Below are 14748 nucleotides of genomic sequence, written 5' to 3'. Positions count from 1 at the left end.
GAATGCTGCGCAAGATACGCCGCAGCGAAGAACGTAACGTACGCGAACCGGTTCCGGTTGCGAAGGGCAGGGCATGGGTACGGGGAGCGCCGTGCCGATCCCCCCGTCACCCCGGGCTTGACCCGGGGTCCCGCTTCTTCTTGGAGCGCTATGATCTCGAGTAGGACTGTGGTGGAGATGCTTCGATACGGGCCTTCGACAAGCTCAGTCCCTACTCAGCACGAACGGTTCTGCCGTAGGTCTTCCTGCTCTGATTGCGTCCCTTCCGAACTCTGAGGACCCGTGCCCCCGCTTCCGCCGGGATAGATAAGAGGCGTGGTGCGGAACGGTCGCCGCCCGCCCGCCCGTCAGTCGCCCACCACCCCCGCCATCCGCCGCCCGGAAACCCACGCCGCCTCGACCCGTGGCGCGATCAGCCAGTCGCCGCACGCGCCAAGCCCGTCCGCCCAATAGCAACCGATGCCCGCCCCGGCCGAGCGTGCGTACCGCCAGCGATGCGCCGCGCCATGGACCGGTGTCGGCAATCCCGGCACCCGTTCGCCCAGTGCCGCCGTCAACGCCGCCACCACCCGGTCGCGCCCGGCCTCGATCTGCGCGTGCGACCAGTCGGCGGTGGCATGGATCGTCCACGCCTCGCCCCCGGTCCGCCCCGGTTTCGCGCCGTTCCGGGCCGCGCGGTCGATGATCCCGCCGCCGCCCAGCAGCGCGGGCGCATCGATCGCCCTGTCGAACCCCAGCATCACCGTCCAGCACGGTGCGGACCGGTGCGCCCGTGCCAGCGCCGCCAGCGCATCGTCGATCCCGTCCGCCATCGGCGCGACCTGTTCGGCGGGCAGCGCCAGCACGACCGCCGCGAACGGTCCGGCCTCCTCCGCCTCCAGCCTGAGCCACCAGCCCTGTGCATCGCGGCGAACCCCATGGACATGGGTCGACCAGCGCACGTCCAGCGCATCGGCCATCGCCTTGAGCGGCGCGTCCATCCCTGGCGTCCCGACCCACGCGTCGTCGCCCGCCGCCGGCCAGCGCGCGGCGACCCCCGCCGCTTCCCATGCCTGCAATTGCGCGACGAAGCCTTCGTCGCGGGCGGTCAGGTACAGCGCGCCATAATCGAACGCGAAGTCTCGGGTCTCGGCGGTGACCACCCGGCTCGCCATCCGCCCGCTCGGCCGGCGGCCCTTGTCGAACAGCCTGGGGCAGTGCCCCGCCGCCGTGAGCGCGGTGGCACAGCTCAGCCCCGCCATCCCTGCGCCGATGATCGCGATGTCGCCCATATCCTGTCCCCGTCTCGTTTCGCTGCGACGCAACGCACGGAAGGGACACGATGTTGCCCACCGGCGTTTACCGGTGCAAAGGCAACAGCGACGCGGCCAATCGGGGCCGCCAGTTGGTTCGGGCACCAGCATGTCACCGCGCGAGATGATTACCGGAAGCGCCATCGCGGCGGTCGTCAGCGACCCCACGCTGCCGGACACCCCGATCATCGCCTGCAACCAGGCGTTCATCGACCTGACCGGTTACAGCGAGGCGGAGATCCTCGGCCGCAACTGCCGTTTCCTGCGCGGCGCCGATACCGAGGAAGCCGCGACCGAGGAACTGCGCGCGGCGGTGCGCGAACACCGCGCGACCCTGGTCGAAATACTCAATTACAAGAAAGACGGCACCCCCTTCCGCAACGCGGTGATGCTCGCCCCGCTATTCGCCGAGGACGGGTCGCTGCGCTACATGCTGGGTTCGCAGATCGCGGTCGGCACCCCGGCCGACAGCGAAGCCGCCGCTCGCATCGCCGCGCTGACCCCGCGCCAGCGCGACGTGCTGGACGGGGTAATGCGCGGCCTGCTCAACAAGCAGATCGCCTATGAACTGGGCATCAGCGAACGCACGGTGAAGCTGCATCGTGCAGAGATGCTGCAGGCGCTCGGCTGTCGCACCGTCGCGGAGGCGATCAGGCTGGCGGTCGAACAGGGGCTTTAGGGGAAGGAGCAGCGTCTTCGTCCCGACCGCCTGCCTCTTGGTACAGGTGCGCGGCCTCATTCGGTCCCCATCTAGGGCGTGTCGACCACTAGCAGCACCGTTCTCCTGCGGACCGAAGGCCCGTTCCCCGCGCCGAGGAAAGAAAGGGGCGGCACCGTCGCCCGGAAAGGTTGCATCCCATGTCCCGGCCCGCCAAAATCCTGATGACCTATCTGGGCGTCGTACTCCTCATGGCGATCCTCGCGCTGCTCCTCTTCTATCGGCTCAACCATGGTTGAGCCGCGCCCCGATACCGCGCTGGAGCGGCTGACCGTGTGGTATGACGGCGGCTGTCCGCTGTGCGTGCGGGAAATCGCGGTGATGCGCCGGCTCGACCGGGGGCGGCGGATCGATTTCGTCGATGTCGGCACGCCCGAGGCCGCCTGTCCGATCGATCGCCGGTTGCTGCTCGACCGGTTCCATGCGCGCGAGGATGGCCGGATGCTATCCGGCGCGGCGGCGTTCGCGGCGATGTGGCGGGCGATCCCGCTGCTGCGCCCCTTCGGCCTTGCCGCCCGCAACCCGATTATCCTGCGCGGACTGGAGGCGCTGTACCTGCGCTTTCTCCACGTCCGCCCGGCGCTGCAACGCTGGGTGCGATGACCCCGCGCCGCGATCCCGTGCTGCCGGGACAGGTCAGCGTGTGGGATTTCCCCCGTCCCGCCATCGCCGAGTCATGCGGCCGCCGCATCCGCATCGAGCATCGCGGCGTGGTGATCGCCGACACGACCCGCGCGGTGCGCACGCTGGAGACCAGCCACCCGCCGAGCTATTATCTGCCCCCGGACGACATCAGGATGGAACTGCTTCGTCCCGCGCCCGGCCGTTCGCTGTGCGAATGGAAGGGGCAGGCGCGCTATTGGGACGTGCTCGTCGGCGACATCGTCCTGCCACGCGTCGGGTGGAGCTATGCCGATCCGACGCCGGCGTTTCGCATTCTCGCCGGTCACATCGCCTTCTATGCCGCGCCGTTCGACGTCTGCACCGTGGACGGTGTGTCCGTCGTGCCGCAGCCGGGCGGCTTTTACGGCGGGTGGATCACCCCCGACCTTGCCGGCCCGTTCAAGGGGCCGCCGGGCACGATGGGCTGGTAACGCGACACCGCCCCCGCTGCGGGTGCAGCGGGGGCGGCATGGAGCGCGGAGGGCCGGGTGCGATCAGCGGCCGGCGAGGGCGCGGTCGAGATCGACACCGCGTGCTTCCCATTCGCCGCGGGTCTTGCACAGCTTGGTCAGGATGTGGCTGCCGGTGTTTTCGGTGCGGAAGCAGTAGCGGGCGTTGGGCGAAGCCTTGTAGGCGACGGCGGCCGGTCCGGCGGCCAGCGTGACCGTGGTCGCCAGCGCGCTCGAACCGGCGACGCTGGTCGCGACGGGGGTCGGGGCGTTGTTGGGTTCGGCGGCGAATGCCGAGGTGGTGGCGACGAAACCGAGGACGATCGAAGCGGCGAAGCGGATGGCGGTCATGATGTTGGCTCCCTGATTTCCGGTTGGTTTCCGGTGATGTCGACTACTTTGCATCCCCCGTGCCAGTTTTTCAGATCAAGCAATATCAATGACATAGCTTATGACTACAAATGTAGCTGTGGGATGCGCCGCCAACCTGAGGCGTATTATGCCAACTCTTGGCGACGCGCTGTCAGAAAGGCCGCCACGCGCCCCGTCACGATCAGCCGCACCGTTCGATATGAACTTGATTGTTACGGTATAACAAAACATAGAGCGCCCCCTCACTTGGGGGTTTGTTACTGATGTTACCTGATCTGATCCTGCTGGCCGTTGCCGCAGGAACCGCTTCCGCACAGCCCGAGCCGGGTAAGTCGCCGTCCACGATCGTCGTCGAAGGGCAGCGCCCCGAACCGGTCGATGCCGACCATCTGTCGAGCGCGACCGGCACGAGCATCGCGGGGGCCGAACTGGACCAGCGCAAGGCACCGACGCTCGGCGAAACGCTGGCGCGGGTTCCGGGGATCCACAACGACTATTTCGGCCCGGCGGTCGGCCGTCCAACAATCCGGGGGCAGACCGGCGGCCGGGTCGCGGTGCTGATCGACGGCCTGCCCACGCAGGACGCATCCGGACTGGGCGCGGAACATGCCGCCGCGGTCGAGCCGTTCCTGGCGGAGCTGATCGACGTGCGCAAGGGCAGCGCGGCCGTCCCCTATGGCGGCGGTGCGATCGGCGGCGCGGTGAACGTGATCGACGGCCGCATCCCGACGCAGCGACATGCGGGAGCACCGACCGGGCGGGCCGAACTGCGCACCGGCGACAATGTCGGCGTGACGACCATGACCCGGATCGATGGCGGGAAGGGCGCGTTCGCATGGCACCTCGACGGGCTGTACCGCTATCAGGGGGATCAGGCGATTCCGGGCCGGGCAAAGGCCGATACGTGCCGCCGCTGGTCGTCGCTCGTCGCTGCGACTCCGCTACAGGCGCTGTGTCAGGTCCGTCTGGCGCGGCCGACCTTCGTCTTCGATCCCGTGACGCGCCGCTTCGTCGACCGGACGCCGGTGTCGGGACAGATCATTACGAACCTCGATCCGATGGGCGATGCCGACGGGCGCCTGCCCAACAGCGCGATCCGCACCACGGCGGTGACGGCGGGTGGCAGCCTGATCGTCGATGGCGGGTTTCTCGGCCTGTCGGTCGGGCGCTACGACAATAATTACGGCGTGCCCGGCTTTTCCCTCATCACGGCGTCGCGCTCCGGGGCCAGCCCGATCGACGTGACGGTCGGGCAGACCCGCTTCGACCTGAAGGGCGCGCTGTACGATCCGCTGCCCGGCGTCGCGGCGGTGACACTGCGCGCGGCGCATGTCCGGTCGCGCGACCGCGAACGCCTGCCCGATCGCGACTGGAGCCGGTTCGACGGCAATGGCGAGGAGGCGCGCGTCGAGATCGCGCATCGCCCGCTCGGGCCGCTCAGCGGGTCGATCGGCGGGCAGATCGCCGATCGCAGCCTGCGCACCGTCGAGACGACATCCTATCTGCCGAGCGTCGTCACGGCGGAACGATCGGCGTTCCTCGCCGAACGGCTGACGCTGTCGCCGCTGACGCTGAGCGGTGGCATCCGCTACGACCGGATACGCTACGACCTCGACGAAGCCAGCGTACGTGCCGGGCGGGGGCAGGGGGCGGCCTATGCCCGCGATGCCGGCTTCCACCTGCTCAGCGGCGACGCCGGGGCGCGGCTGTCGCTGTTCAAGATTTTGTATCTGCACGGACGCTGGTCGCACGGGGAGCGGGCGCCGGGGATCAATGAACTATATGCCAATGGCAACCATTTCTCGATCCTGACCGAGGAACAGGGCGACGGACGGTTGCGCAAGGAGCGGGCGGAAACGATCGAGGCCGGCGGCGGGATCGACACGACATGGCTGTCGGCGGCGGTGTCCGCCTATCGCACGCGGTTCGTGGATTATCTCTATCTGGGCAATACCGGCATCTCGCGGACGCTGCCGGTGCGCGAATGGCGCCAGGGCGACACCCGGTTCCGCGGGATCGAGGGGGAGGCGACGCTCCGCGCGACGACCGGCGTCGGCCGGTTCGCGCTACACGGCTTTGGCGATTATGTGCAGGTCCGCCCGGTATTCACCCTGCCCGACGGCTATAGCCCGTTCGCGACCGGCGCGACGGCGGCGTTCGACCGCCAGTATTTCCGCCAGCGGCTCGACGGCGACCACCTGCCGCGCACGCCGATGTCACGCTATGGCGGCGATCTGGGCTGGGAAGGCGGCGCACTACGCGCCTCGCTCGGCGCGGTCCGCTATCTGCGGCAGACCGATGTCGCCAAGGGCGAGCCGGTGTCGGACGGCTTCACGCTGGTCGACGCGCACGTCGCCTATCGGTTCGGCACGGGCGCGCGGTACGAGGCGTTCGCCGATGTCGCCAATCTGACCAATGCCGAAGCGCGGCTGCACAACTCCTTCCTGCGCCTGCGGGCACCGCTGCCCGGACGGGCCGTGGCGCTGGGGGTTCGCGCGGCGTTCTGATCCGGGGGCATCCCTGATCGAACGGCAAGCGGCGCGGGATCGCTCCCGCGCCGCTGCCTGGTCCCGAACGCCGCGGATCAGGCGGGTTCGGCCACCCCGATCGGCTGCACGCTGTCATGCTTCTGCACCACGTCGAACCGGTCCGCATTCATCACCTTGGTCCATGCCGCGACGAAATCGCGCACGAACTTTTCCTCATTGCCATTCTCGGCATAGACTTCGGCCACCGCGCGCAGCTGGCTGTTCGACCCGAAGATCAGGTCGGTGCGCGTCGCACGCCAGCGTTCGTGCTGCCCGGCGCGGTCATAGCCGATGAACTCCTCGTCGGCGCTGGTGTCGACCACCTTCCAGAAAGTGTCGTTACCCAGCAGGTTGACGAAGAAGTCGTTGGTCAACTGCCCCTTGCGGTCGGTGAACACGCCTTCCGGTGCGTCCCGGTAGTTGGCGCCCAGCACGCGCAGGCCACCGACCAGCACGGTCATTTCCGGCACCGACAGGCCCAGCAGCGACGCACGATCGAGCAGCAGCTCCTCGGTCTTCACGCTGTGCTTGGTCTTGAGATAGTTGCGGAAGCCGTCGGCGACCGGTTCCATCACCGCGAAGCTGTCGGCATCGGTCCAGTCCTGCGTCGCGTCGCCGCGACCGCCGGTGAAGGGGACCTCGACCGCGAAGCCGGCGGCCTTCGCCGCCTGCTCGACCGCCGCATTGCCCGCCAGCACGATCGCATCTGCCAGCGACAGGCTGCCCTTCAATTCGTCGATCTTCGCAAGAACGGCCGACAGTTCCTCCGGCTCGTTCACCTTCCACCCGCGCTGCGGTTCGAGGGCGATCCGCGCGCCATTGGCGCCGCCGCGATGGTCCGACCGGCGATAGGTCGATGCCGAGGCCCAGGCGGTCTTCACCAGTTGCCCGACCGTGAAACCGGCACCCAGAATGGCCGCCTTGAACGCTCCGACATCACCGTCCGACGGCGCGGTGCCGGCGGGAACCGGGTCCTGCCAGATCAGCGTTTCCTCCGGCACGTCGGGTCCGAGGTAACGGACCTTCGGCCCCATGTCGCGGTGGGTCAGCTTGAACCAGGCGCGGGCAAAGGCGTCCTTGAACGCTTCATGGTCGTGGCGGAACTTCTCCGAAATGGCGCGCATTTCGGGATCGACCTTCAGCGCCATGTCGGCGGTGGTCATCATCGTCGGCACGCGCAGGTTCGGATCATGCGCCGCCGGGGCCATGTCCTCCTCGCGCTGGTCGATCGGCTGCCACTGCTTGGCCCCCGCCGGACTGCGCACCAGTTCATAGTCGTAATCGAGCAGCAGGCGGAAATAATTGCCCGACCATTCGGTCGGCGTGTTCACCCACGCGCCCTCGATCCCGCTGGTGGTGGTGTGCGCGCCCATGCCGCTCTCGAAGCTGTTGGTCCAGCCCAGACCCATCAGCGAGATGTCGGCACCTTCCGGCGATTCGCCGACCAGCGTCGGGTCGCCCGCGCCATGCGCCTTGCCGAAGGTATGGCCGCCGGCGGTCAGCGCGACGGTTTCCTCGACGTTCATCGCCATCCGGGCAAAGGTTTCCTTGATGTCGCGCGCCGACTGCATCGCGTCGGGCACGCCGCCGGGACCTTCCGGATTGACGTAGATCAGGCCCATCTGGATCGCGGCCAGCGGCTGTTCCAGTTCCAGCTCTTCCTCGGGCAGGATGCGGGTCTTGTTGTCGGGATGGCCGACGAACTGCTCTTCCGAACCCCAGTAGATGTCCTTTTCGGGTTCGAACACGTCGGCACGACCGCCGCCGAAGCCGAACACCGGCCCGCCCATATTCTCGATCGCGACATTGCCCGCGAGGATGAACAGGTCGGCCCAGCTGATATGCTTGCCGTATTTCTGCTTGATCGGCCACAACAGGCGACGCGCCTTGTCGAGATTGCCGTTGTCCGGCCATGAATTGAGCGGGGCGAAACGCTGCTGCCCGCTGTTCGCGCCGCCGCGCCCGTCGGCAGTGCGATAGGTGCCCGCCGCGTGCCACGCCATGCGGATGAACAGGCCGCCATAATTGCCGTAATCGGCCGGCCACCAGGGCTGGCTGTCGGTCATCAGCGCGTGCAGATCGGCCTTCAGCGCGGCATAATCGAGCTGCTTGAAGGCTTCGGCATAGTCGAATTCATGCCCCATCGGGTCGGGCGAGGTGCCGCCCTGGTTGAGCACTTCCAGCGGCAGCGCATCGGGCCACCAGTCGCGGTTGGTGCGGCCGACCAGCGACCGAACCGTGTTCGGTTGGTGGATCGGGCAGCCGCTCATCTCTCCGGTCTTCGCGTCCATGTCTTGGCTCTCCATCACAATGACGCGGAGCCTAACCGCTTACCGCGCGACGGGATAAGCAATTGTCTCGTTCACACTCGGCGGAAAACTCGATTGGAGGGGGCGGGGTGTTCATTGTCGCCATCTTCCGCTTGCCGACGTATCGATAAACGGCAATGATGATGATCTTGATGGGGGACACATCGATGCAACATGCCCTGCGCCTCGACGGCGTGGTGAAACGGTTCGGCGCCATGACGGCGGTCGACCATCTGAGCTTCGCCGTCGCGCCGGGCGAGGTATTCGGCTTTCTGGGCGGCAATGGCGCGGGGAAGACCACGTCGCTGCGCATGGTGCTCGACATCATCCGCCCCGATGCGGGCAGCATCGACGTGCTGGGCAAGCCGCCGGGGCGGGAGTCGAGCGGGCTGCTCGGTTTCCTGCCCGAGGAACGCGGGCTGTACCGGTCGATGACCGCGCTGGAGACGGTGGTCTATTTCGGCCGGCTGAAGGGGATGAGCGCCGGCGATGCGCGGACCCGGGGCCGCGACCTGCTCGACCGGTTCGGGCTGGGCGCGAATCTCAAGACCGGGGTCGACAAGCTGTCGAAGGGCATGGCGCAGAAGGTGCAGCTGGCCACCGCCGTCATCAACGCGCCCCGGCTGCTGATCCTCGACGAACCCTTTTCCGGGCTGGACCCGGTCAATCAGGGATTGCTGGAGGACGAGATACTGAACGCGGCGAAGGGTGGCGCGGCGGTCGTTTTCTCGACCCACGTCATGCAGCACGCCGAACGGCTGTGCGACCGGCTGCTGCTGCTGGCCAAGGGGGCCAAAAGGTTCGAGGGTACGCAGGACGAAGCGCGCGCGACCTTGCCTGCCCGGCTCGACGTGGTGGCGCGCCAGTCGCCCGCCGGGCTGGAGGGCGTCGCCTCGGCGACCGCAAAGGGCGAGGTCGGCGAAGGCTGGACCGCATGGGACGTGCGGATGGTGCCGGGGCGCGACCCCGCCGACCTGTTGCAGCACTGCACCATGGCGGGCGTGCCGCTGCGCCGGTTCGAACAGCACCGGCCCGGCCTGCACGACGTCTTTCTCCATATCGTCGGTTCGGCGGAGGCACGGCCATGATGAATCATATCCTGCTGGTCGCGGGGCGCGAGTTCCGCCAGATCGCCGCCACGCGCAGCTTCTGGGTCACGCTGCTGATCCTGCCGCTGGCCTTTGCGATCGGGCCGATCGCGTCGCGCTTCCTCGACAAGTCGGACACGCAGCGCGTCATGCTGATCGACCGCAGCGGCGGCACGACCGCGCAGGCGATCGCGGCGCGGATCGAGCTGGACGAACAGCGCCGGGTGCTGACCCAGGTCTCGCGCTATGTCGAAAGCAACCGGTTGGAATCCGCCGATCCCGCCGCGCCCTGGGCGCGCCACGATCGCTGGTACAGCGACGCCGATGTCGCGCGCTTCGTCGCGGCGGGCGGGGCGGATGGCGCGCTGGCGAAAATCAGGGCGAAGGGCGGGGAGGTGCCGGACTTCGACGCACCCGATCCGGCCTATACCATCGTGCCGGTACCCGCCCCGGTCGCCGCCGCCCGGCCCAAAGCGATCGGGCAGGCGCTCGAAGGACTGCTGCGTCCGGCCGAGGGCAGCAAAGCGAAGCCGCTCGACTATGCGGTCTATATCCCCGCCGATTTCGGACGTTCGCCAGACGTCAAGCTGTGGGCCAACGGCGCGCCGTCGAGCGGGTTCGTGACGATGGTGCAGGCGCTGCTGGGGCAGGAACTGAAGGTCCGCTATCTCCAGGCCAACGGCGTCGCCGCGCCGGTCGCCGCTGCCTCCACCATGATCGCGCCCAACATCGCCGTCGTCGTGCCGCCGCGCGGCAGCGGGCGCGAACGGGTGCTGATCCGCTCGATCCTGCCGCTGGCCTGCGCCTATATCCTGCTCATGTCGCTGGTCCTGTCGGGCAGCTGGATGTTGCAGGGGTCGGTCGAGGAACGCAGCAACAAGCTGATCGAAACGGTGCTGGCGTGCGTCAGCCCGAACGAGCTGATGTACGGCAAGCTGATCGGCACGGTCGGCATCGGGCTGTCGATGGTCGCGACCTGGGCGGTGTGCGGGATCGTCGCCGCCTTCGCCACCCACGGCGCGATTGCCGAGATGATCCGCCCCGCGCTGGAGCCGGTATCGTCGTTCGGGGCAATCGCGACGATCCTGTATTTCTTCGTGGCGGGGTACATCGTCGTGGCGATGATCTTCCTCGTCATCGGGGCGGTGTCGGATTCGATGCGCGACGCGCAGGGCTATCTGACGCCGGTGCTGCTGGTCATCATGTTGCCGGTCACGGTGCTGGTGCAGGCGGTGCTGCGCGGTGCCACCGGCCCGGCGGTCGAGCTGCTGACATGGATTCCGATCTGGACGCCGTTCGCGGTGCTGGCGCGGCTCGGCACGGGGATGCCGCTGTGGCAGGTGTGGGCGGCGGGGATGCTCACCGCCGCGTTCATCGTGGTGGAGGTGATCCTGCTCGGTCGCATCTTCCGCGCCAGCCTGTTGGCCGGGGGCGGGCGGCCGAATCTGCGGGCGATGATGGGATTGATGCGCCGACCGGTGTGAGGGGGGTGTGGGGGCGTCGCTATCGAGCCGAACCGTTCGTGCTGAGTAGGGGCTGAGCTTGTCGAAGACCCGTATCGAAGCACTGATGGCAACGGTCCTTCGATACGCCGCTTCGACAAGCTCAGCGGCTACTCAGCACGAACGGTTCCATCGGGCGGCCGATGCCGTCAGCCACCACCCCACCCATTGCGGCCGCCCGCCGGCTGCGGCACCATCTGCCCATCCCACCCGTTCGGAGTTCGCCTGTGATGAAGCGTCTGATCCTGTCCGGCCTGTTGCTGTCGAGCGCCGCCGTGGCCGCGCCGGCGCCCAGGGCACCGACCTTCGACGTGCAGCGCATCTCGCGCGACATCCGGACGCTGGCAAGCGACGCGTTCGAAGGGCGCGGGCCGGCGACCCCGGCGGAGGCGAAGAGCATCGCCTATATCGCCGAGCAGATGAAGGCCGCCGGCCTGCAACCCGCCGGGGACAAGGGCAGCTGGTATCAGGACGTGCCGCTGCTGAAGTCTGACATCGTCGGCACGCCGCAATTGTCGATCACGTCGGCGGGCACGAAGCAGACGCTGACGCAGGGCGATCAGATCGCGGTGCGCGCCGCGCTGACCGGGCAGCAGTCGGTCGCGATCGCCAATGCGCCGCTGGTTTTCGTCGGCTACGGGGTGAAGGCGCCCGAGCGCAACTGGGACGACTTCAAGGGCGTCGACCTGAAGGGCAAGATCATGGTCGTCCTGATCAACGACCCCGATTTCGACGGGGGCGAGGGCGATTTCGGCGGCAAGGCGATGACCTATTACGGCCGCTGGACCTATAAGTACGAGGAAGCGGCGCGGCAGGGCGCGGCCGGCATCCTGATCGTGCATGAAAGCGCGCCGGCCTCCTATGGCTGGGCCACGGTCAGGAATTCGAACACCAACACGATGTTCGACATCGTGCGCAAGGACCCCACCGCGTCGCACGTGCCGATGGAGGCGTGGATCCAGCGCGATCTGGCGGTCGAGCTGTTCAAGCGGTCGGGGCTGGATTTCGACGCGGCCAAAGCGGCGGCGCGCAAGGCCGATTTCCGGGCCGTTCCGCTGAAGGCTACGCTCGACGCGCGCTATAGCGTCAAGCCGGAGGTCATCACCTCGCGCAATGTTGCCGGCGTCCTGCCCGGCACGAAACACCCGGCCGAAACCGTGATCTATTCGGCGCACTGGGACCATCTGGGCGTCGGACAGCCCGATGCGAAGGGCGACCGCATCTATAACGGCGCGCTCGACAATGCGTCGGGGGTGGCGGCGCTGCTCGAACTCGCCCGCGCCTATGGCACGGGGCCGAAGCCCGACCGATCGGTCCTGTTCCTTGCGGTGACGGCGGAGGAAAAGGGGCTGCTGGGGTCCGAATATTATGCCGCCAACCCGCTCCGCCCGCTGGCGACGACCGCCGGGGTCATCAACATGGACGGGCCGTTCGGCGCGGCGGCGACGCGCAATTTCAGCATGTACGGCATGGCGAAGCTCGACCTGCTGACGCTGCTGACCGAATCGGCGGCGGCGCAGGGCCGGCGCTACACCCCCGATGCGCGGCCCGAGGCGGGGCTATTCTACCGCTCCGACCATTTCTCCTTCGCCAAGCGCGGGGTGCCGGCCTTGTCCTACAGTCCCGGCCGCGACCTGGTCGTCGGTGGCGAGGCGCGGGGCAAGGAACTGGTCGATGCCTATACCCGCGATAAATATCATCAGCCGGCGGACGAATATGATCCGAACTGGGATACCGGCAGCGTGCAGAGCGACATGACGATCCTCTACACACTCGGCCGCCGCCTGGCGGACGGACGGGCATGGCCGAACTGGTCGAACGACAGCGAATTCCGCGCGGCGCGCGACGCGACGGCGGCGGCGCGGGGGAAGTAGGGCGGGTGGCCCCCGGACCCGATCCGGGGGCCTGCCTCGTCCGCTTCGGGTGTCGACGCACCGCGTTCAGGTCGGATCGACATTCACCGGCCTATCGTCACCCCGGACTTGTTCCGGGGTCCACTTTGCCGCTCACGCCGTCCTGAGAAGTGCTTGTCGCACCGTTTGCCGCGCCGTGGACCCCGGAACAAGCCCGGGGTGACGGAAGGGATTGCACGTCGCTCGGCAATCATCATCGGATTGGCTGAATGTCGATCGGTCCCAGAGCGACACCGTACCCCTGCCTGCGCGGGGGTACGGCAGCGGGCGGCAGGCCCTACCGCCCCGGCGCCTGCCACGGCGGCGGCGCGGTGGCCGGTTTCCAGCATCCCTCCAGGCTCGCCGCGAAGCCATCGGCCCATACGCCGGCGGTGCCGGGCTTCAGCCAGCCCTCATAGCGGGCGCGGAGATGGAAGTCGTCGAGATCGAACCGGATCGTGTCGGCATGGAGCACGATCTCCGACAGCCGCCGGTCGAAATCGATGCCGGCGGCGAACCGCTGGTCGGGGAGGGTGGCCAGTTGCGCCATCGCCTTCGGACATTGCCGCACATCGGCCTCGACCCAGTCCAGCCCGGCCGCGTCCAGCCCCTGGCGTAGCGCGTCGTCGCTGTCGGGGTGCGCGCGTGCCAGCGTGCCGATCAGGCGATAGCCCCGTTCGCGCGGGCGGCGGGGCGTGCCGGAAAACGGCGCGCGGACCATCCGGGCGATCAGGCGCTGGCCGCATGTCAGTCTGGCGTCGCCGTCATCGGTATCGACGCAGCCCTTACGGACCGCGATCGCGTAGACCGGCATGGCGTAATCGTCGCCCAGATAGCGGATCGCCATCGCCGGTTGCGGCCGTTCCACAAAGAAGCGACCGGGATCGAACGCCAGCGCCCGCGTCCGTTCGGCGACGTCATAGCCCGGCGGCGCCTGTGCCGGGGCAGGCGCGGCAGGGGCGAGGACGAGAGCGGCGATCGGGACAAGGCGGTTCATGCCGCAACCTGCCACGATCCGGGCGTCCGGGCCATGCGGAACCTCGCCCCGCCCCGCCGGTTCGGCAAGTCGATCCGTCTGGAACACGCGCGGCGCTGGCCCCGCGCCGCTTTCCCGCTATAGGCTGCCCCGATGAACGAACTCTGGAACCATATCGTCGCCGATTTCACCAATATCGGCAGCCCGTCCGCGCTGGCCGCCTTCGGGCAAGTGGTGCTGATCGACGTGATGCTGGCCGCCGACAATGCGATCGTCGTCGGCGCGCTGGCCGCCGGCCTGCCGGCCGACATGCGGCGCAAGGTCATCCTGATCGGCGTCGGCGCGGCGCTGGTGCTGCGCGTCGCCTTCGCGCTGGTCGTGACGCAGTTGCTGCAGGTCACCGGGCTGGTCTTTGCCGGTGGCCTGCTGCTGGTGTGGGTCGCGTGGAAGATGTGGCGCGAGCTGAAGGACGGCGGCGGCGACGGCACCGACGAAACCGCGCTGAAGGCCGCCGCGCCGCGCAGCTTCGCCAGTGCCGCATGGGCGGTGGCGATCGCCGACGTGTCGATGAGCCTCGACAATGTGCTGGCCGTCGCCGGCGCGGCGCGCGATCATCCGGGCATCCTGGCCATCGGCCTGATCCTGTCGGTCGCGCTGATGGGCGTTGCGGCGAACGTGCTGGCGCGGGTGATCGAGCGCTATCGCTGGGTCGCCTATATTGGCCTTGCCGTCATCGTCTATGTCGCGTGCAAGATGATCTACGAAGGGCTGGTCGATCCGTCGCGGGGCGTTCTGGCGCTGTTCGGCTGATCGCGATCCGTCGCCTTGGCGAAGGCTGGGGCCTCCAGCGGTTCCTGCGGCGCGCTGCAACCGGGAGATTCCAGCCTTCGCTGGAATGACGTTATAGGGCCGATCGACATTCGCCTGCTGCCGGTGTCGTTCCTGATCGACGCCTCCGG

At 68.2% G+C, this 14748-nt stretch carries 12 protein-coding genes; 8 read left to right on the top strand and 4 right to left on the bottom strand.

Going from position 1 to position 14748, the window contains the following annotated elements; genetic code table 11:
- Positions 1-347 precede the first annotated feature (347 nt).
- Positions 348-1271: an NAD(P)/FAD-dependent oxidoreductase gene (locus tag ASE83_RS07385; RefSeq protein ID WP_055785949.1), complete on the bottom strand. Its 924-nt coding sequence runs from the start codon at positions 1269-1271 to the stop codon at positions 348-350.
- A 130-nt stretch (positions 1272-1401) separates the two neighbouring features.
- On the opposite strand from ASE83_RS07385, the gene ASE83_RS07380 reads away from it, so the two are divergent.
- From ASE83_RS07380 to ASE83_RS07370, 3 genes are all read left to right on the top strand, one after another.
- A complete protein-coding gene (locus tag ASE83_RS07380; protein ID WP_055785946.1) occupies positions 1402-1971 on the top strand; it encodes a LuxR C-terminal-related transcriptional regulator in 570 nt (189 codons plus the stop codon).
- Between the two features lie 270 nt (positions 1972-2241).
- Positions 2242-2613, top strand: a complete 372-nt coding sequence (locus ASE83_RS07375; RefSeq protein WP_055785943.1) for a thiol-disulfide oxidoreductase DCC family protein — start codon at positions 2242-2244, stop codon at positions 2611-2613.
- Positions 2610-3104 (top strand): DUF427 domain-containing protein, encoded by a 495-nt coding sequence (locus tag ASE83_RS07370; RefSeq protein WP_055785941.1) that lies wholly within the window; start codon positions 2610-2612, stop codon positions 3102-3104. Before ASE83_RS07375 ends, ASE83_RS07370 begins: the two co-directional genes overlap by 4 nt.
- Positions 3105-3167: 63 nt before the next feature.
- Here ASE83_RS07370 and ASE83_RS07365 read toward each other — a convergent pair whose 3' ends face one another.
- Positions 3168-3473, bottom strand: a complete 306-nt coding sequence (locus ASE83_RS07365; protein ID WP_055785938.1) for a hypothetical protein — start codon at positions 3471-3473, stop codon at positions 3168-3170.
- Positions 3474-3757: 284 nt separating this feature from the next.
- On the opposite strand from ASE83_RS07365, the gene ASE83_RS07360 reads away from it, so the two are divergent.
- Positions 3758-6001, top strand: coding sequence for a TonB-dependent receptor (locus ASE83_RS07360; RefSeq protein ID WP_055785935.1), 2244 nt, complete (start codon positions 3758-3760; stop codon positions 5999-6001).
- Between the two features lie 77 nt (positions 6002-6078).
- Here ASE83_RS07360 and katG read toward each other — a convergent pair whose 3' ends face one another.
- A complete protein-coding gene (gene katG, locus ASE83_RS07355; RefSeq protein WP_055785932.1) occupies positions 6079-8313 on the bottom strand; it encodes a catalase/peroxidase HPI in 2235 nt (744 codons plus the stop codon).
- 185 nt (positions 8314-8498) lie between these two features.
- Here katG and ASE83_RS07350 point away from each other — a divergent pair, with 185 nt between their 5' ends.
- The 3 genes from ASE83_RS07350 (at position 8499) to ASE83_RS07340 (ending at position 12795) form a co-directional block, all read left to right on the top strand.
- Positions 8499-9419 carry an ABC transporter ATP-binding protein gene (locus tag ASE83_RS07350; protein ID WP_055786075.1) on the top strand — a complete coding sequence of 307 codons (921 nt, stop codon included), beginning with the start codon at positions 8499-8501 and terminating at the stop codon, positions 9417-9419.
- A complete protein-coding gene (locus ASE83_RS07345) occupies positions 9416-10903 on the top strand; it encodes an ABC transporter permease (RefSeq protein ID WP_055899578.1) in 1488 nt (495 codons plus the stop codon). The genes ASE83_RS07350 and ASE83_RS07345 overlap by 4 nt, the downstream gene beginning before the upstream one ends.
- A 248-nt stretch (positions 10904-11151) precedes the next feature.
- A complete protein-coding gene (locus ASE83_RS07340; protein ID WP_055785925.1) occupies positions 11152-12795 on the top strand; it encodes a M28 family metallopeptidase in 1644 nt (547 codons plus the stop codon).
- Positions 12796-13111: 316 nt separating this feature from the next.
- On the opposite strand, the gene ASE83_RS07335 is transcribed toward ASE83_RS07340, so the two are convergent.
- On the bottom strand, positions 13112-13810 hold the full coding sequence (locus ASE83_RS07335) for a hypothetical protein (protein ID WP_055785922.1): 699 nt from the start codon (positions 13808-13810) through the stop codon (positions 13112-13114).
- Between the two features lie 132 nt (positions 13811-13942).
- On the opposite strand from ASE83_RS07335, the gene ASE83_RS07330 reads away from it, so the two are divergent.
- Entirely contained in the window at positions 13943-14599 is a 657-nt protein-coding gene (locus ASE83_RS07330; RefSeq protein ID WP_055785919.1) for a TerC family protein, read from the top strand.
- Positions 14600-14748: the final 149 nt, after the last annotated feature.

Origin of the sequence: Sphingomonas sp. Leaf32, assembly GCF_001421765.1 — a bacterium.
GTDB lineage: Bacteria > Pseudomonadota > Alphaproteobacteria > Sphingomonadales > Sphingomonadaceae > Sphingomonas.
Note: the sequence above shows the minus strand (reverse complement) of the source record. Positions and strands in the feature narration are given on the sequence as shown.

Coding starts and splice junctions, on each gene's coding strand:
- ASE83_RS07375 (WP_055785943.1), top strand. CDS start 2,242: ATGGTTGAGCCGCGCCCCGATACCGCGCTGGAGCGGCTGACCGTGTGG.
- ASE83_RS07345 (WP_055899578.1), top strand. CDS start 9,416: ATGATGAATCATATCCTGCTGGTCGCGGGGCGCGAGTTCCGCCAGATC.
- ASE83_RS07350 (WP_055786075.1), top strand. CDS start 8,499: ATGCAACATGCCCTGCGCCTCGACGGCGTGGTGAAACGGTTCGGCGCC.
- ASE83_RS07385 (WP_055785949.1), bottom strand. CDS start 1,271: ATGGGCGACATCGCGATCATCGGCGCAGGGATGGCGGGGCTGAGCTGT.
- ASE83_RS07365 (WP_055785938.1), bottom strand. CDS start 3,473: ATGACCGCCATCCGCTTCGCCGCTTCGATCGTCCTCGGTTTCGTCGCC.
- katG (WP_055785932.1), bottom strand. CDS start 8,313: ATGGACGCGAAGACCGGAGAGATGAGCGGCTGCCCGATCCACCAACCG.
- ASE83_RS07330 (WP_055785919.1), top strand. CDS start 13,943: ATGAACGAACTCTGGAACCATATCGTCGCCGATTTCACCAATATCGGC.
- ASE83_RS07380 (WP_055785946.1), top strand. CDS start 1,402: ATGTCACCGCGCGAGATGATTACCGGAAGCGCCATCGCGGCGGTCGTC.
- ASE83_RS07360 (WP_055785935.1), top strand. CDS start 3,758: ATGTTACCTGATCTGATCCTGCTGGCCGTTGCCGCAGGAACCGCTTCC.
- ASE83_RS07370 (WP_055785941.1), top strand. CDS start 2,610: ATGACCCCGCGCCGCGATCCCGTGCTGCCGGGACAGGTCAGCGTGTGG.
- ASE83_RS07335 (WP_055785922.1), bottom strand. CDS start 13,810: ATGAACCGCCTTGTCCCGATCGCCGCTCTCGTCCTCGCCCCTGCCGCG.
- ASE83_RS07340 (WP_055785925.1), top strand. CDS start 11,152: ATGAAGCGTCTGATCCTGTCCGGCCTGTTGCTGTCGAGCGCCGCCGTG.